Genomic DNA, 17,193 nt, shown 5'->3' with positions numbered 1-17,193 from the left:
AACGGGCCACGGATCATGCATCCTATCATCAAACTGGTTTCCCAGCGCCTCGCGCTGGGACTCTTATTGCTGTTTGGCGCTTCGGCTCTGATTTTTGGCCTGACCGAAGCCCTTCCCGGAGACGCAGCGCAAGCCGTCCTGGGGCAGTCCGCAACCCCCGAGGCCCTTGCAAACCTGCGCGAAGAAATGGGCCTGAACCGGCCTGCCCTGACCCGCTATTTCGAATGGCTGGGCGGTATCGTTCAAGGTGATTTGGGTCAGTCCCTGACCAACAAGCTGGACATTGCGGAAAGCATTGGCAAACGGTTGGGCAACACGTTGTTTCTGGCATGCGCCGCAGCCGTGGTTTCGGTTCCGCTTGCCATCTTCCTGGGCTTGCTGGCAGTCCGCTACCGCAACCGCTGGCCGGACAAGCTAATCTCTGCCATCACGCTTACGACAGTGTCGATACCAGAGTTTCTGATCGGCTACGTGGTGATCTACTATGTCTCGGTAAAGCTGGGCTGGTTTTCCTCGCTTGCGATGATCAATGACTCGATGTCATTCGGGCAAAAACTCAATGCGATCGCGTTGCCCGCTTTCGTGCTGACGCTGGTGGTCTTGGCGCAGATGATGCGCATGACCCGCGCGGCGATCCTCAACCTGATGCAGTCGGCCTATATCGAAACGGCGGAACTGAAGGGGTTGTCAAACTTTCAGGTCATCGCGAGACACGCCTTTCCGAACGCGATCTCGCCCATTGTAAACGTGGTGATGCTGAACCTGGCCTATCTGGTCGTGGGTGTTGTCGTGGTCGAAGTGGTGTTCGTTTATCCCGGCATGGGGCAATACCTGGTGGACTCGGTAACCAAACGTGACGTGCCGGTCGTACTGGCGTGTGGTGTGGTCTTTGCCGCCGTCTATATCGGGCTGAACATGGTGGCCGATATCGTATCGATCCTGGCCAACCCAAGACTGAGGCATCCGAAATGATGAAAAATATTCCAATTTCGGCAATGATCGGTCTGTTGTTCACAGGTCTCTATTTCTTTGTCGCCTTGGCTGCACCGCTTATTGCGCCCTACGGTATGGCCGAAGTGGTTGGCGATGTGTGGGAGCCATCAAGCGCAGAACATCTGTTGGGCACAGACAATATTGGACGGGATCTGCTCACGCGCATGATCTACGGCGGGCGCACGACGATCTTCATTGCGGCTGCGGCTACGATCCTCAGCTTTGTAACCGGCACGTCGCTGGGTTTGCTGGCTGCGGTTCTGGGCGGTTGGGCTGATCAGGTTCTCAGCCGGGCGGTTGACCTGGTCATGTCGATCCCGACGCTGATCCTGGCACTTGTCATTCTTGCCATCGTCCCGGTGACGGTCCCGATCCTGATCCTGGTGATGGGCCTTCTGGACGCGACACGCCCGTATCGTCTGTCGCGATCGGTTGCTGTCGACATCAACGTGATGGATTATGTCGAGGCCGCCAAATTGCGCGGCGAAGGCCGTGCCTGGATCATCTTCCGTGAAATCCTGCCGAACGCCCTGTCACCGCTGGTGGCCGAGTTCGGGCTGCGGTTCATCTTTATGGTCCTCTTCATCTCGACCCTTTCGTTTCTGGGGCTGGGCGTCCAGCCCCCGCTGGCCGACTGGGGCGGCATCGTGAAAGAGAACAAGGATGGCATCGTGTATGGCATTGGCGCAGCTTTGTACCCGGCTGTTGCCATCGCGACGCTCGCGATCTCGGTCAACCTTGTGGCTGACTGGATCCTGAACCGAACCACATCGCTGAAAGGAGGTCGGGGATGAGTGATACCCTTCTCAAGGTCCGTGACCTCAAGATCGGTGCAACGGTCTATCCACCGGGTGAAAAACCCCATGACATCGAAATCGTGCACGGGGTCAGTTTTGACCTCGAACGCGGCAAGGTTCTGGGGCTGATCGGAGAATCCGGGGCCGGTAAGTCCACCATCGGCCTCGCTTCCATGGCCTATGGCCGGGGTGGTGTTGAAATCACTGGCGGCGAGGTTTGGGTAAATGGGCGCGATATCCTGAAATCGTCACATGGCGATATCCGCAATCTGCGCGGGGGTGAGGTTGCGTATGTGTCGCAATCCGCTGCCGCGTCGTTCAACCCGGCCAAGAAGATCATGGATCAGGTTGTCGAAGCTGCGGTCGAGCACAAGAAGTTTTCGCGAAAAGAGGCCGAAGGCCGCGCGCGGGAACTGTTCGCCAAACTAGGCCTACCCGACCCGGATAATATCGGTGACCGCTACCCGCACCAGGTTTCAGGCGGACAGTTGCAGCGATGCATGACTGCGCTGGCGCTGTGCCCCGAACCTGACCTGGTGGTGTTCGATGAACCTACCACGGCGCTGGATGTGACCACGCAGATCGACGTGCTGATGGCAATCAAAGAAGCCATTCGCGATACCGGTGTTGCTGCTCTTTACATCACGCACGACCTTGCGGTCGTGGCGCAGGTCAGCGACGAAATCATGGTTCTGCGGATGGGAAATACGATTGAATACGGGTCAACCGATCAGATCATCAACAACCCGCAGGAAGAGTACACGCAAGCTCTGGTCTCGGTCCGTTCGATCGAGCACGAGGAAAAACAGCCCACAGCGGAACCGCTGTTGAGCGTTGACGGTATCACCGCGCGCTACAAGGGATTGAATTTCGACGTGCTGCACAACGTCAATGTCGAGCTTCATCCGGGGCAGACGCTGGCAGTTGTGGGCGAATCCGGTTCTGGTAAGTCGACTCTCGCTCGGGTGATCACCGGCCTGTTGCCACCGCGCGATGGCGAGATTACGTTTGCTGGACGCAAGCTTTCGCCTGATCTTGCCGGACGATCCCGCGAGGACCTGCGCGAGTTGCAGATGATCTATCAGATGGCTGACGTGGCAATGAACCCGCGCCAGACCGTCGGCACGATCATCGGGCGCCCGCTGGAGTTCTACTTCAACATGCGTGGTGCCGAAAAACGCAAACGGGTCGTCGAGTTGCTGGACGAGATCGAGTTGGGCGAGAAGTTCATCGACCGTTACCCAGCCGAGTTGTCCGGTGGCCAGAAGCAACGCGTGTGTATCGCGCGGTCTTTGGCGGCCAAGCCCAAGATGATCATCTGCGACGAGGTGACATCGGCGCTCGACCCGCTTGTGGCGGACGGTATCCTCAAGCTGCTGCTGGATTTGCAGAAGATCGAGGATGTGGCCTACCTGTTTATCACCCACGATTTGGCGACGGTTCGGGCGATCAGCGACAGCATCGCGGTGATGTATCAGGGACGCGTGGCGCGCTATGGCCCAAAGAGCCAGGTGCTCAGCCCGCCATTCGACGACTATACAGACCTGCTGCTGAGCTCGGTGCCCGAGATGCATCTGGGCTGGCTGGAAGAGGTCGTTGCCCATCGCAAAATGGAAAGCGCGGGGAACTGATCTCTGCGCCTGTAACATCACTTTGAAGAAATGGATTCCCGGCGTTTTGCATCTTGGCTGACGTCGGGAATTTATTATTTGGGACGCGATTTGGCAGGCGCATGGTTTCAACTCGCGTATCGTCCGCATGAAATACTCAGATCAAAAGGCCGAACCATGGACCGTAAACTACTATTGATCATCCTAGACGGAGTACCATACCGGAACTTCCGCCGCCTGTTCGGCAACCTGGAAGGTTGGGTCGACAGCGGCGAAGCTCGGGTGTGGAAGCACCGCGCGGTGCTGCCTTCAACTTCGGCCAGTTGCTATGCATCGATCCATACGGGCGTAACCCCGCAAGAACACGGCTGCACCGGAAACGGCAACGTTTTTCGCCTGAGCCACAAGGATATCTTTAGCCAGGTACGTGAGGCCGGCGGCGTGACTGGGGCAGTAACGCACAGTTTTTGGTCGCAGTTCTTCAACCGCCACCCGTTCGACTATGTCCGCGACGTCGAATATGACGAGCCAGAGAGCCAGACCATCAATCACGGTCGCTTTCACAGCATGACCGGTTACGGCAAAGACAATCAGATGACCCCGTCCGACGTCGATCTGTTTGCGACCCTGACCAATCTGTGTCTGCGCTTTGGGTTGGACTATGGAATCCTGCACACCTGCACACTGGACAGCATGGGTCACCGTTTCTATCACGACTGCGAGGAAATGGATCATGCCTGTTTTGTTGCAGACGAGATGCTGGCCCCGTTCATCCCACGCTGGCGCCAACTAGGGTATGAGGTGATCGTCACCGCCGATCACGGTCAGGACGAGCGCGGACACCACGGTGGGCGCAGCCCACTGCAACAGGAAACCGCGCTTTATTACTTCGGCGATGCCGACGGGCCTGACACGGAAACCGTAATCGACCAGATCCAATTGGCCCCGACCATTCTGAACCGTTTGGGTGCGCCCCTCGCAGAGACGATGAAGGCTAAGCCTTTCCTGAAGTAACTGGCTGGCGTCAGTCGTAGGGCCAGATTTCTTGCCCAAGTGCTTCGATTGCGATCGAGATCCGTTCGAAACTGTCTGCTGCGCGCTTTACCGAGGTTCGCGCGCGCAGGTACCCATGGACAAGGCCAGGTTCGTTGATCCAATGGGCCAGACCACCAGCTGCGCTGATCCGCTCGCAATAGACCTTCCCGTCATCACGGAGCGGATCACAATCAGCGGTAATCACAACAGTAGGCGGCAGTTTCGAGAAATCATTGTCCTGTAAGGGCGCGTAAGTCGGATCGCCCTGAGGCGGGGTACCTGCGTATCGGACGGTTTCGTAGAATTTAATATCGTCCAGTGTCAGTAAAGGGGCATGGGCGTGCTCAAGATATGAGCCGCGCGATTGGTCTCCGCCAAAACCGGGGTAGATCAGCACCTGCCCCAGTATATTGTCCAGCCGCCCGCGCGCATGGTGGGCGATAGCTGCAGCCAGATTTCCACCTGCACTATCCCCGGCCAGGACAAGCGGGTCGCCATACTCTGCCGCCGCCCACTTCACAGCCGTCCAGCAATCCTGGAATTGCGCCGGATGCACATGTTCAGGGCACAGCCTGTAGTCAACTGAAACGACGCGGTATCCCGTTTGGGCACAGAACTCGGCACAGACATCATCATGGCTGTCCAGCCCGCCAACAACAAACCCGCCGCCGTGGAAATAGACGATCGTTCGGGTCGGTTGCCCGGATGTATAATGGCGGACCGGCACCCCATCGGCGTACAGGTCCTGAGTTTCGACACCGGCAGGGCGCTGTTGGCGAAATTTCTTGCACATCGCGTCATAGACGCGACGCTGGTCCTCGATGGACAAATCGACCGCATCATCGGGATAGCTTTCAGCCGTGCGGCGTATGAACGCCCAGGTTTCTTCGTCGATCAGGCGTTCATAGTCCATTGTTCCTCCAACTTATTTGGACCACTCCCAGGGCCGGGTGTATGCGCCTAGGACTTTCGCGACATCGTCTTCCGAAGATCCGTTCGCGTCAAGCTGCGCGACAAGGCCGCGCTTCTTATCGTCGATCACCAGAACAACCCGCGCAGCAAGACCCGCAGCGTCAAGAGCACCGTTGTAGATGCGGGTGATGGCCTTTTTACGCAGGTCCGGCTTGAATACCTTGCCGACCGCAGTTTTCGGCAACTCGTCAAGAATGGTAATGTGCTTGGGTTGCGCGGCACGCTCATGCACGTGAACCTTGCAATATTCCAGCAGCTCATTTTCAGTGACCGACGCCCCATCGACCAATTCGACATAGGCGCAGGGCACTTCGCCCGAATGCGCGTCCGGCTGGCCGATCGCCCCCGCGAAGGCAACCGCATTGTGACCCAGCAGTGCCTCTTCGATTTCGGCAGGATCGATATTGTGGCCACCGCGAATGATCAGGTCCTTGGCGCGACCGGTGATCCAAAGGTAGCCGTCTTCGTCAAACCGCCCCAGATCGCCCGTACGCAAGTATTTGTCAAAGTGATAAAGACCAATGTTCTTGTCGGCCTCAGAATACGTGTTGCCTGCGTACACACCGGGGTTCGAGATGCAGATCTCACCAATCTGATCAGTGCCGCACTCTGTCGGCCCATCCGGCCCATCCAGCAGGATTTTGACATCCGTATAGGGGAACGGAATACCGATCGAACCGATCTTTTTCTCGCCATCCACGGGGTTGCACGAGACCAGACAGGTGGCCTCGGTCAGGCCGTAGCCTTCGACGATGGTGACGCCCGTCGCCTCTTCGAAGCGGCGGAACAACTCCACCGGCAGTGGCGCTGAACCCGAAAAGGCGGTTCTCACACTTGAGATATCTGCGTCCACCGGGCGTTGCATCTTGGCTGATATCGCGGTTGGAACAGTGATGATAAAGCTCACCTTCCAGCGCTCTATCAGCTTCCAGAAATTGTCGAATACACCGTCACCGCGATAACCTGCAGGTGTCGGGAATATCACATGCGCACCCGACGACACGGCGGCCATAACGATCACATGCACTGCAAAGACGTGGAACATCGGCAGCGGGCACATGATGACGTCATTCTCGTCAAACAACAGCGTGTTGCCCAGCCAGCCGTTGTAGATCAGGCCCGAGTATTTATGCTGCGCCACCTTGGGCATCCCGGTGGTCCCACCGGTGTGGAAGAAACAAGCAACGCGATCGTCCTTGCTGTCCTCGAATGTCAGCGTCGTTGGTTGCTTGGCAAGTTCCTTGTTGAAACTCTTGTAGTCCGCATGTGCCAGTTTTTCCTTTTCGCCCATCTTGGGGCGCAGGAAGGGAACCAGCCACGATTTGGGCGGCGTCAGGTACCGATTCAGGTCAATTTCCAGAATGGTGTTGACCTTGGGCGCGTGGCGCACCGCCTCTTCCACCTTCTGGGCAACATCCGTTTTCGGGAAAGACTTCAATGTAACAACCACTTTGGCGCCTGTCTCGCGCAGGATCGCCGCAATCTGTTCGGGCTCCAGCAACGGATTGATCGGGTTCACAATCCCCGCAACTGCACCGCCCATCATGGTAATCAGTGTTTCGTTACAGTTTGGCAGCACATAGGCCACCACATCTTTTTCACCCACACCCAGCGCACGAAACAGGTTTGCCGCCTGATTGACCTTGCCCAGAAGTTCAGACCAGGTCAGGGTTTCGGCTTTGTCATTGGGGCCAGAAAAAAGCTGAAAACTGATGGCATTGTGGTTCGGGAACTTCCCCGCCGTGCGCGACAGGAGCTGATGGAAGGTGACAGGCAGATCCCGATCCTCCCACGACATTTCCTGTTCCATGCGCGTCTTGTCTTCCAATCCCACAAAGGCCATGTGGTTCCTCCCGTTTTTCTCCCGTGTTTTTGCACGAGCTTGTTGTTCGCAACCAAGATGGAAGCAAAACAACCCTCGCGCAAGCGAGGCCTTAGCCTTCAAAGGGGGTAAAATGTAGAATGACGCTACGGCGAATTGACAAATGCCCGCGCGTCACTCCTATTCTGCCGCAACGCCATCTGTGAACTGCAGTCGTGCAAGGCGCGCATATAGCCCATCTTGGGACACCAGATCATCATGGCTGCCCTGCGCCACGATACGGCCTTCTTCCAGCACGACAATACGGTCGGCTTTCTTTACAGTCGCCAATCTGTGCGCGACGATCAGGGTCGTGCGACCGGCACGCATCTGATCCACGGCGCCCTGCACCGCTCGCTCACTCTCCGCATCAAGAGCCGAGGTCGCCTCGTCCAGCAGCAGCACAGGTGCGTCGCGTAAAATGGCGCGGGCGATTGCGATACGCTGTTTTTGCCCACCCGACAGCATGACACCGCGTTCGCCGACAAAACTGTCATACCCATCGGGCAAGGCGGCAATGAAATCGTGTGCGATGGCGGCACGGGCTGCGGCTTCTACTTCGGCATCCGTTGCGTCCAGACGACCGAAGCGAATGTTTTCGCGGGCTGAGGCGGCAAAGATCACCGGATCCTGCGGCACCAAAGACATAAACTTCCGGAAATCTGTGCGATCCAATTCCCGCAGATCATGGCCATCCAACATCACCCGGCCTGAGTTCGGGTCATAAAATCGTTGAATCAATTGAATGATCGTCGTCTTGCCCGCCCCTGACGGCCCGACAAAGGCAACGGTCTCGCCCGGGTTTACCTGAAGCGACAAGTGATCCAGCGCGATTGTATTAGGGCGCGCGGGATAGCGAAAACTGACATCTTCGAACCGGATTTCGCCTCGGACGTCCTTTGGCAAAGGAGCGGGGTTAACGGGGTCGGAAACCGTATCTTCGGCATGCAGCAACTCGACAAGACGCTCGGTGGCTCCGGCTGCGCGCTGAAGCTCGCTCCAAATCTCGGACAGGGCCGCAACAGAACCCGCCATGATGATCGAGTAGATCACGAATTGAATCAGAACGCCTTCGGTCATCACACCGTTGCGCACGTCATTTGCACCCATCCACAGAACGCCGACGATACCTGAAAATACCAGAAAGATCACAATCACCGTCAGCACTGCACGGGTCTGAATCCGACGCAGTGAAACAGTATAGGACATCTCGGTCATCTCATCGAATTGCTGGCGGCTGGCTTGTTCGTGGGTAAAGGCCTGCACCGTCTGTACCGCCCCCAATGCCTCGCCCGCATTTCCGGATGACGCAGCGATCCAATCCTGGTTTTCACGGCTGATCACGCGCAGACGCCGACCCAGAATCAATATCGGCACCACCACCACGGGGATAAGCAGCAAGACAAGCCCGGTCAGCTTGGCCGAGGTCAACAGCATCAGAACCAGCCCGCCAATAAACATCAGCATATTGCGCAGCGCGATGGACACGGATGAGCCTAGAACCGATTGGATGAGGGTCGTGTCGGTGGTAATCCTGCTCAGCACTTCACCGGTCATAATACGTTCGTAGAATTCGGGGCTCATGCCGATCACGCGATCGAACACAGCCTTGCGGATATCGGCAACCACACGTTCCCCCAACCGTGTGACCAACGCATATCTGATACCGGTTCCCGCAGCCAGAACAGCGGCAATGCCCAACGCTGCCAAAAAGTACCAGTCCAGCAATTCACCGTCCTGAATGCGGAAATTGTCAACCACGCGTCGCACGGCCAATGGCAGGGTCAACGTCATGCTGGCCGTCAGGATCAGCGCCAGTGTCGCCCCGATCATCAATAACCTGTAAGGCTTCATAAAGGGCCAGAGCGACCCCAGCACCCCGATTTTCCTTGAGCGGGCCCGCTCTTCGCTAGCGCCAGGAGCCGCTGATTGTGCTGGTTTATTGGCGGTCTGTCTTGCCATGTCCGGCCCTTGTGAATTGAACGCTACAAAGTGAACGCTTTCTTGGCCTCAGCCGTCGTTCCGGTCAAGCATTCCTGCCAAAAACAGCCAGCCATAAGGGCCATTTGACGCAGAAATCAGTGGGGATTGGAGCGGGTAGACGGAATCGAACCGACATAGCCTGCTTGGAAGGCAGGGGCTTTACCATTAAGCTATACCCGCAAATGGTTTGCGCTGGTTAAGTCATGCGCCGGGGCGCGTCAAGCGGGAAGTGTGAAAATTCACGCGACCAAAACCGTGATATTTCCCGGTGGATGTACGGCCTTCAATCGTGACTGCGGAATATCCGCGTCGAGGAGAAAAACCGCTCAAGTTCCTCAATGCGTTCCTTGCTTTTTTCCCACCGCGCCTCTTGCACTTCAGCGATCAGGGTTTCCGATATCAACTGCAATGCAATTGTTGAATCCCAACTGGATGGTGCCTCGACCAGTGCGTGAAAGGTGTAATTGGCGGTCTTGCCTATCGGTGATCCCCACTGGTCGGTGAACAGGATAACCGTCACACCGCGGTTGGACGCGACCTGCGCCAGCTTCTCGAGATAGGCCTCGTATCTGCGGATATCAAAAATCACCAGAACCGAGGTTTCATCCATATCAAGCAGGTACTGCGGCCAAACGTTTGCCGAATTGCCCAGCATCGTCACATTGGGTCGAATAATCTGCATGTGATTGAACAGATAGTCCGCATTTGAACGTGTGATACGCCCGCCCACGACGTAAAGATGGCGATCCGTGTTAGCCAGAAGCTGGGCAACGGTGTCGAACATCTCTTTGTCCAGACGTTCCAGCGTGTGGCGCATATTTGTCCAAACGGCCTGCGCAAACCGCGTTGTGGGATGTTCCGCCTCGTCATCCACAACCCAGGCATCCCGTTTAGAGATCGGCTTTTTGATCTGTGCCGCCACCTCCTCTCGCAGGGCTTCCTGCAGGGCGGGAAAACCGTCGAAACCCAGCTTGCGAGCCATACGTATGACCGTCGGGGTCGAGACCTGCGCCGCAGCGGCCAGCTTGGTGATCGATTGCAAGCCAGTCATCGGGTAATCCTGCAAAAGTACTGAGGCCAGCTGCCGTTCTGACCGTGTCAGATCGTCAAGCTCTTCCTGTATCCGTTGTTTGACAAGTTTCGCAACGGTGGCCATAGGCACCTTCGTTTCTCAAATTTTTTACAGGATATGTTTGTTTGTAATTTTGTCTACAGTAATTTTCTTGACAGGTCTGAGGTTGCTGTAACAAATGCTACTTATGCACCACGAATCCGAAACACCAATACTACTACCAACTGAAGCTCCGGCAGCCCGCGTGCAGAACGCCAACGGCCGGGCACAGTGCGTTTTGGTATGCGAACATGCTAGCCGATTCATCCCAGCGTCACTGAACGGATTGGGCTTGACTGAAGACGCTGCATTGTCTCATGCAGCATGGGATATTGGCGCATTAGCGCTTTCGGTCGAACTGATGAAGTCTTTGGACGCGCCTCTAGTTCATTCCTGCATCAGCCGTCTAGTTTACGACTGCAACCGCTCGCCTGAGCGTTCAGATGCAATGCCGCAGGTAAGCGAAGTGTTTTCCATCACCGGCAACAAAAACCTGACGGACGCTCAACGTGCCCAAAGGATCCGCGAGGTTTATGAGCCGTTCAAACAACTGTTGTCGTCTACTCTGGACGCACGGGACCGGCCGCCTGTCGTTGTCACGATGCACAGTTTCACGCCCGTCTACAACGGAAAAACACGATCAGTCGAACTGGGCATTCTTCATGACGAAGACGACCGGGCGGCCCAACTTATGCTGCGCTGCGCCAAGGGCTCGGGTCTGAAAGCCGCGTTGAACGAACCTTATTCTGCCACGGATGGCGTCACGCATACATTGCAGGAACATGCGATCAGTCGGGGGCTTCCGAATGTCATGGTCGAGGTTCGAAACGATCTTATCGACACTCCAACGGGAGTAGACCGTATTGCCGGGATACTGGCGCCGATCCTGCAAACGGTCATTAATGCATATTCGCACACAGAGGCGAAACAATGAGAGTTGAGGTAACGAGATGAAGTTCTTGCGGGGCTACGTGGCGGTCATTGACCGAACGAACCGCTGGATCGGGCGCGTCGTCATGTACGGCATATTCGTCATGATGGGTATTCTGTTCTGGTCTTCGGTCTCTAAAACCTTTTTCGTGCCGTCTCTCTGGACGCTCGAGATGGCTCAGTTCGCCATGGTGGCCTACTACATGCTTGGTGGCCCTTATTCGATCCAGATGGGGTCGAACGTGCGAATGGACCTGCTTTATGGCGAATGGTCTCATCGCCGCAAGGCCTGGACGGATGCCTTCACGGTCGTATTCCTGATCATTTATCTGGTCATCTTGATGTGGGGGGGATGGGACAGCCTGATGTATTCCTTCCAATATGGTGGTGAGCGCAGCGCGACGATCTGGCGGCCCTACCTGTGGCCGGTCAAGCTGATCATGGTTATCGGCATCTTCCTGATGCTGCTGCAGGCCGTTTCCGAGTTGTTCAAGGATATCTTGCGCCTGTGCGGCGACGATATCCCGCGTGAGGTAATCTGATGTCATACGAGATGATTGCCTTGCTGATGTTTGCATCAATGATGCTTATGATGCTGACCGGCCAGCGCGTCTTTGGTGCAATCGGCTGTGTCGCTGTGGTTTCGGCCTTGTTCCTATGGGGAGATAGGGGCGGTTACGACTTAGGTTTTGCCGCTGCGATCAAAGTCATGAAGTGGTACCCGCTGCTGACACTGCCCATGTTCATCTTCATGGGATACATCCTATCCGAAAGTCGGATCGCAGATGACCTTTACAAGATGTTCCATGTCTGGATGGGCGGCTTGTCCGGTGGTCTGGCTGTCGGAACCATCGGGCTGATGGTTCTGATCTCGGCAATGAACGGGCTGTCCGTTGCAGGAATGGCAATCGGCGCTACGATCGCCTTGCCGGAATTGCTGCGCCGGAACTATGACAAGCGCATGGTGACCGGCGTCATTCAGGCCGGATCATCCCTTGGGATTCTGGTGCCACCATCCGTTGTTCTGGTTCTTTATGCCATGATCGCGCGGCAACCCGTTGGCCAGCTATGGCTTGCCGGAGTGATACCCGGGCTGATGATGGCGGCCATGTTCATCATCTACATTGTCATCCGTTGCCGCATCAACCCGTCGCTCGGCCCGGTCCTGCCCGCGGAAGACCGCGACATTCCGCTGCGAGAAAAGCTGCTGCTGTTGCAAGCCGGATTGTTACCCTTGGGCATTTTCATGGTGATGATGGTCCCTTTTGTTAACGGCTGGACTTCGTTGGTGGAATCCTCCGCCATCGGCGCCACCACGGCCATGCTGGCTGCCTTTCTGAAAGGACGGCTGACACGCACGGTTTTCGAGAATTCAATTCGGCACACCCTGGGCATCTCGTGTATGTTCATGTGGATCATTCTGGCGGCTCTGGCTTTTGGCGCTGTCTTCGACGGGTTGGGTGCGGTCAAGGCAATCGAAAGCCTGTTTACCGAAAAACTGGGTCTTTCCCCGTGGATGATCCTGGTTCTCATGCAGCTCAGCTTTATCCTGATGGGTACGTTTCTGGACGATACTGCCATGCTGGTTATCGTCGCGCCGCTTTACGTTCCGTTGGTGGGTGCGCTTGGTTTTGATCTTATCTGGTACGGCGTGCTTTATACGATCACCACGCAGATCGCATATATGACGCCGCCATTCGGCTATAACCTGTTCCTGATGCGAGCGATGGCCCCCCCGGAGATTTCGCTGCGCGATATCTACAGTTCGATCGTTCCTTTTGTTCTGGTGATGGTCTGCGCCTTGGCCATAATCATCATCTTTCCTGAAATCGCGCTTTGGCTGCCGAATTATGTCTATGGAAATTAAGTCACAAGACCCCGGCAAGGGGCGAAGTTCAGCAAGACTAAACAGAGGAGAAAGACAATGACTACAAGACGCAGATTTCTAAGTTCCGCCGGTCTGGCGGGGGCCGCCACACTGGCATCTCCTGCGATCGTCAAAGCGCAATCCGCCATCAAGTGGCGGTTCCAGACCTATGCCGGTGGCGCATTGGGCGAACATGTGACCAAGCCAGCCATCGATTACATCAACGCCAATGCCAATGGCGAACTTGAGATCGAACTGTTCTATGCGGACCAGATCGTTCCGACAGGTGAACTGTTCCAGGCCCTGCAACGCGGTACGATTGACGGTGTGCATTCAGACGACGATTCCATGGCTTCGCCTACTCCGCTGCGTCAGTTCGGTGGTTATTTCCCCTTCGCCACCAAGCATATTCTGGACGTTCCGGTGCTGTTCAACCAGTACGGTCTGGCTGATATCTGGCGCTCGGAATATGAGAAGGTTGGCGTGACGTGGCTGTCGGCAGCGGGTCAGGACCCCTGCAACTTCAACACCAAAAAGGAAATCAAGAGCCTTGGCGACCTGGATGGGCTGAAGCTCTATACCTTCCCGACGGCCGGGCGTTTCCTGGCCAAGTTTGGTGTTGTGCCGGTCAATATCCCTTACGAAGACGCGGAAGTGGCGGTACAAACCGGTGAGTTGGACGGAATGGCCTGGTCGGGCATCACTGAAGATTACACTGTTGGCTGGGCCAATGTGACCGACTATTTCCTGACCAACAACATCTCAGGCGCGTGGATCGGGTCCTGGTTTGCAAACCAGGAACGCTGGGCCGAGTTGCCTGACCACCTGAAATCGGTTGTGATGGCAGGTGTCGAAGCAGGCCACACCTATCGTAACCAGTGGTATTGGGGCGGCGAAGCGGCCTTGCGCGCGAATGGCGACAAACTGCAGTTGCGACAGGTTCCGGCGGCAGAATGGAAAGAAGTGGAAAATGCCGCTATCGAATTCTGGGACGAGGTCGCACAGGAAGGCGAAATTCACCAGAAGATCGTTGGCATCTTCCGTGAGTACAACTCGGTCATCAACCAGGCCGGCGCTCCTTACACTTTCGATTGATATCAAAACAGGGGCGCTGTCATTCAGCGCCCCTACTCAACGCATGAGGTTTGTTTCATGACCGCAACTCTGACTTTCGAAACCCTGAAATCGCTTGTCGCAGACGGCGCGATCGACACTGTATTGGTTTGCATGGTTGACATGCAGGGTCGGTTGATGGGCAAGCGTTTTCATGCAGGTCATTTTGTGGCTGGCGCGTGGGAAGAGACCCATTGCTGTAATTACCTGCTGGCCACGGATCTCGAGATGGCGACGCCGGATGGGTATGCCTCGACCAGCTGGGAGCGGGGTTATGGCGACTATGTGATGAAGCCAGACCTTAGCACATTGCGCCCGGTGCCCTGGCTGGAGGGCACCGCGATGGTGATGTGCGATATGCTGGATCACCACACCCATGAGGAAGTGCCACATGCGCCGCGCTCGATCCTGAAAAAGCAGGTGAACCGCCTGAAGGCGATGGGGTATGAGGCGATGTGCGCCACCGAGCTGGAATTCTTCCTGTTCGCGAAAAGCTTTGATGCGATCCGCAAGGAAGGGTTCCGCGATCTGGAGCCGATCTCGGGGTATAACGAAGATTATCACATTCTGCAGACCACCAAGGAAGAGCATGTGATGCGCCCGATCCGGAACCACCTGTGGGATGCGGGTATTCCGGTCGAGAACACCAAAGGTGAAGCCGAGGCCGGACAGGAAGAACTGAATATCAAATACGCGCCTGCGATGGACACGGCAGAGTATCACTCGATCGCCAAGAACGCGGTGAAAGAGATCGCCTGGCAGCAGGGTCATGCGGCGACCTTCCTGCCGAAATGGCATCATGAAAGGGTTGGCAGCTCGTCGCATGTGCATCAGTCGCTTTGGGCGGATGGCAAACCTGCCTTCTATGATGCCGGGGATGAACTGGGCATGTCGGCGCTGATGAAAAGCTATATGGCCGGTCTGCTGAAATATGCCGCTGATTACACGTATTTCATGGCGCCGTACATCAACAGCTACAAGCGGTTCATGAAGGGCACCTTTGCGCCGACGCGGATCATCTGGTCGGTAGACAACCGTACGGCAGGGTACCGCCTGTGCGGAGATGGAACCAAGGCGATACGGGTCGAGTGCCGCATTCCGGGGTCGGATATGAACCCCTATTTGGCGATTGCTGGGATGCTGGCAGCCGGGATCGCGGGGATCGAAGAAGGGCTGGAGTTGCAGCCGCCGACCAAAGGCGATGTCTATCAGGGCGAGACGGGAAAGATCCCGGGTACTTTGAAGGATGCACGCAACGCTTTGCACGGATCACAGATGCTGCGCGCGGCCATGGGCGATGACGTTGTCGATCACTATACCCGCGCGGCTGAGGTCGAAATCGAGGAATTCGAACGCGTGGTAACCGATTGGGAAATTGCCCGCGGGTTTGAGCGGGCTTGAGATGGAGGAAGCGAGGGGCCGGCCCCTCGCGCACCCCGGGATATTTATGGCCAGATGAAGCAGGGATCCTGCTCTCTTTAGAGATGGAGTGACTATGGGGCAGATGTTGCAATGTGTCTCGCCGATCGATGGATCGGTATTTGCCGAACGAGAAGTACTGTCTCGGGATGCTGCGTTTGAAATTGCTGACCGTGCGCGGGCGGCGCAGGCCGGATGGGCAGCGCGTCCGTTGCAGGAGCGGATTGATCTGGTGATGGCGGGCGTCGCGGCGGTCGGCGCGATGAATGATGAGATTGTTCCGGAACTGGCCCATATGATGGGCCGCCCGGTGCGCTATGGCGGCGAGTTTGGGGGATTCAACGAACGCGCCAGCCATATGGCAAAGATCGCCGAGACGTCACTGGCAGATATTGCCGTGGGCGAGGATGAAACCTTCAAACGCTATATCAAGCGCATTCCGCATGGGGTGGTCTTTGTAGTTGCGCCCTGGAACTACCCCTACATGACGGCGATCAACACGGTAGCCCCCGCTTTGATCGCGGGCAACACCGTTGTTCTGAAACACGCGACCCAGACCTTGTTGGTTGGTGAGCGGATGGCGCAGGCGTTCCATTCGGCGGGTGTGCCTGAAGACGTGTTCCAGAACGTGTTCCTCAGCCACGACGTGACCAATGATCTGATCGCGGGCAACGCGTTCGACTTTGTGAACTTCACCGGTTCGGTTGGTGGCGGTCAGGCCATGGAGCGTGCGGCGGCGGGGACTTTTACGGGCGTCGGCACCGAATTGGGCGGCAAGGATCCGGGTTATGTCATGGACGACGCCGATCTGGACGCGGCGGTTGACACGCTGATCGACGGCGCAATGTTCAATTCGGGCCAATGCTGCTGTGGGATCGAGCGTATTTACGTTCACGAAAGCCTTTATGACGACTTTGTCGCCAAGGCCGTAGACATCGTGAAGGGATACAAGCTGGGCAATCCGCTGGACACCGAAACCACGATAGGCCCAATGGCAAATGTGCGTTTCGCTGACGAGGTGCGCGCACAAATTGCCGAAGCGGTTGAGGCCGGCGCGGTCGCGCATATCGACCCCTTCCCCGAGGATGATGGCGGCGCGTATCTGACGCCGCAGATCCTGACCAATGTCACCCATGATATGCGGGTGATGCGGGACGAAAGCTTTGGCCCAGTTGTGGGCATCATGAAAGTGTCCTCGGATGCCGAGGCCATCGCGCTGATGAATGACAGCGAATTTGGCCTGACTGCCAGCCTTTGGACCCGCGATGTGGATCGCGCGGCGCGTGTGGGCGACCAGATCGAGACCGGCACCGTCTTCATGAACCGGGCCGATTATCTGGATCCTGGGCTGTGCTGGACCGGTTGCAAGAATACCGGACGCGGCGGTGGTCTTTCGGTCATCGGCTATCACAATCTCACCCGTCCAAAATCCTACCACCTGAAGAAGGTCACGGGCTAAGGACGACGGCCTGCTCGGGTCTGACCCCCTCGCCTGAACAGGT

At 56.7% G+C, this 17,193-nt stretch carries 14 protein-coding genes and 1 tRNA gene; 10 read left to right on the top strand and 5 right to left on the bottom strand.

The features are described from left to right. Positions 1-15: 15 nt before the first annotated feature. The 4 genes from ACR0LL_RS00230 to ACR0LL_RS00215 all read left to right on the top strand — a co-directional run bounded on the left by ACR0LL_RS00230 (position 16) and on the right by ACR0LL_RS00215 (position 4,414). Positions 16-972 carry an ABC transporter permease gene (locus ACR0LL_RS00230; protein WP_209504642.1) on the top strand — a complete coding sequence of 319 codons (957 nt, stop codon included), beginning with the start codon at positions 16-18 and terminating at the stop codon, positions 970-972. Beyond that, positions 972-1,787, top strand: a complete 816-nt coding sequence (locus tag ACR0LL_RS00225; protein WP_267364877.1) for an ABC transporter permease — start codon at positions 972-974, stop codon at positions 1,785-1,787. The genes ACR0LL_RS00230 and ACR0LL_RS00225 overlap by 1 nt, the downstream gene beginning before the upstream one ends. Then, a complete protein-coding gene (locus tag ACR0LL_RS00220) occupies positions 1,784-3,421 on the top strand; it encodes an ABC transporter ATP-binding protein (protein WP_480582797.1) in 1,638 nt (545 codons plus the stop codon). The genes ACR0LL_RS00225 and ACR0LL_RS00220 overlap by 4 nt, the downstream gene beginning before the upstream one ends. A gap of 156 nt (positions 3,422-3,577) precedes the next feature. Next, positions 3,578-4,414 (top strand): alkaline phosphatase family protein, encoded by an 837-nt coding sequence (locus ACR0LL_RS00215; RefSeq protein ID WP_480545784.1) that lies wholly within the window; start codon positions 3,578-3,580, stop codon positions 4,412-4,414. Between the two features lie 10 nt (positions 4,415-4,424). On the opposite strand, the gene ACR0LL_RS00210 is transcribed toward ACR0LL_RS00215, so the two are convergent. From ACR0LL_RS00210 to ACR0LL_RS00190, 5 genes are all read right to left on the bottom strand, one after another. After that, positions 4,425-5,348, bottom strand: coding sequence for an alpha/beta hydrolase (locus ACR0LL_RS00210; protein ID WP_480582794.1), 924 nt, complete (start codon positions 5,346-5,348; stop codon positions 4,425-4,427). 12 nt (positions 5,349-5,360) lie between these two features. After that, positions 5,361-7,250: an acyl-CoA synthetase gene (locus ACR0LL_RS00205; protein ID WP_480582791.1), complete on the bottom strand. Its 1,890-nt coding sequence runs from the start codon at positions 7,248-7,250 to the stop codon at positions 5,361-5,363. 159 nt (positions 7,251-7,409) lie between these two features. After that, a complete protein-coding gene (locus ACR0LL_RS00200; RefSeq protein ID WP_480582788.1) occupies positions 7,410-9,230 on the bottom strand; it encodes an ABC transporter transmembrane domain-containing protein in 1,821 nt (606 codons plus the stop codon). 127 nt (positions 9,231-9,357) lie between these two features. Continuing rightward, positions 9,358-9,431: transfer RNA gene (locus tag ACR0LL_RS00195), tRNA-Gly, on the bottom strand. Between the two features lie 103 nt (positions 9,432-9,534). Continuing rightward, on the bottom strand, positions 9,535-10,407 hold the full coding sequence (locus ACR0LL_RS00190; RefSeq protein WP_480582785.1) for a MurR/RpiR family transcriptional regulator: 873 nt from the start codon (positions 10,405-10,407) through the stop codon (positions 9,535-9,537). 94 nt (positions 10,408-10,501) lie between these two features. Between ACR0LL_RS00190 and ACR0LL_RS00185 the strand changes: the two genes are divergently transcribed. The 6 genes from ACR0LL_RS00185 to ACR0LL_RS00160 all read left to right on the top strand — a co-directional run bounded on the left by ACR0LL_RS00185 (position 10,502) and on the right by ACR0LL_RS00160 (position 17,150). Continuing rightward, positions 10,502-11,296, top strand: coding sequence for an N-formylglutamate amidohydrolase (locus tag ACR0LL_RS00185; RefSeq protein ID WP_480582783.1), 795 nt, complete (start codon positions 10,502-10,504; stop codon positions 11,294-11,296). 16 nt (positions 11,297-11,312) lie between these two features. Continuing rightward, positions 11,313-11,834, top strand: coding sequence for a TRAP transporter small permease subunit (locus tag ACR0LL_RS00180; RefSeq protein ID WP_480582780.1), 522 nt, complete (start codon positions 11,313-11,315; stop codon positions 11,832-11,834). Further along, positions 11,834-13,159, top strand: coding sequence for a TRAP transporter large permease (locus tag ACR0LL_RS00175; protein ID WP_267367377.1), 1,326 nt, complete (start codon positions 11,834-11,836; stop codon positions 13,157-13,159). The genes ACR0LL_RS00180 and ACR0LL_RS00175 overlap by 1 nt, the downstream gene beginning before the upstream one ends. A gap of 57 nt (positions 13,160-13,216) precedes the next feature. Then, positions 13,217-14,254: a TRAP transporter substrate-binding protein gene (locus ACR0LL_RS00170; protein WP_209504652.1), complete on the top strand. Its 1,038-nt coding sequence runs from the start codon at positions 13,217-13,219 to the stop codon at positions 14,252-14,254. A 57-nt stretch (positions 14,255-14,311) separates the two neighbouring features. Continuing rightward, on the top strand, positions 14,312-15,673 hold the full coding sequence (locus tag ACR0LL_RS00165; protein ID WP_267364712.1) for a glutamine synthetase family protein: 1,362 nt from the start codon (positions 14,312-14,314) through the stop codon (positions 15,671-15,673). 94 nt (positions 15,674-15,767) lie between these two features. Next, a complete protein-coding gene (locus ACR0LL_RS00160; protein WP_480582777.1) occupies positions 15,768-17,150 on the top strand; it encodes an aldehyde dehydrogenase family protein in 1,383 nt (460 codons plus the stop codon). Positions 17,151-17,193 lie beyond the last annotated feature (43 nt).

It is taken from the genome of Ruegeria sp. AI2 (assembly GCF_056541275.1).
The sequence above is the reverse complement of the archived record's forward strand: the minus strand, read 5'-3'. Positions and strand labels throughout refer to the sequence as shown.

Coding starts and splice junctions, on each gene's coding strand:
- ACR0LL_RS00175 (WP_267367377.1), top strand. CDS start 11,834: ATGTCATACGAGATGATTGCCTTGCTGATGTTTGCATCAATGATGCTT.
- ACR0LL_RS00210 (WP_480582794.1), bottom strand. CDS start 5,348: ATGGACTATGAACGCCTGATCGACGAAGAAACCTGGGCGTTCATACGC.
- ACR0LL_RS00170 (WP_209504652.1), top strand. CDS start 13,217: ATGACTACAAGACGCAGATTTCTAAGTTCCGCCGGTCTGGCGGGGGCC.
- ACR0LL_RS00205 (WP_480582791.1), bottom strand. CDS start 7,250: ATGGCCTTTGTGGGATTGGAAGACAAGACGCGCATGGAACAGGAAATG.
- ACR0LL_RS00230 (WP_209504642.1), top strand. CDS start 16: ATGCATCCTATCATCAAACTGGTTTCCCAGCGCCTCGCGCTGGGACTC.
- ACR0LL_RS00190 (WP_480582785.1), bottom strand. CDS start 10,407: ATGGCCACCGTTGCGAAACTTGTCAAACAACGGATACAGGAAGAGCTT.
- ACR0LL_RS00165 (WP_267364712.1), top strand. CDS start 14,312: ATGACCGCAACTCTGACTTTCGAAACCCTGAAATCGCTTGTCGCAGAC.
- ACR0LL_RS00180 (WP_480582780.1), top strand. CDS start 11,313: ATGAAGTTCTTGCGGGGCTACGTGGCGGTCATTGACCGAACGAACCGC.
- ACR0LL_RS00185 (WP_480582783.1), top strand. CDS start 10,502: ATGCTACTTATGCACCACGAATCCGAAACACCAATACTACTACCAACT.
- ACR0LL_RS00160 (WP_480582777.1), top strand. CDS start 15,768: ATGGGGCAGATGTTGCAATGTGTCTCGCCGATCGATGGATCGGTATTT.
- ACR0LL_RS00200 (WP_480582788.1), bottom strand. CDS start 9,230: ATGGCAAGACAGACCGCCAATAAACCAGCACAATCAGCGGCTCCTGGC.
- ACR0LL_RS00225 (WP_267364877.1), top strand. CDS start 972: ATGAAAAATATTCCAATTTCGGCAATGATCGGTCTGTTGTTCACAGGT.
- ACR0LL_RS00220 (WP_480582797.1), top strand. CDS start 1,784: ATGAGTGATACCCTTCTCAAGGTCCGTGACCTCAAGATCGGTGCAACG.
- ACR0LL_RS00215 (WP_480545784.1), top strand. CDS start 3,578: ATGGACCGTAAACTACTATTGATCATCCTAGACGGAGTACCATACCGG.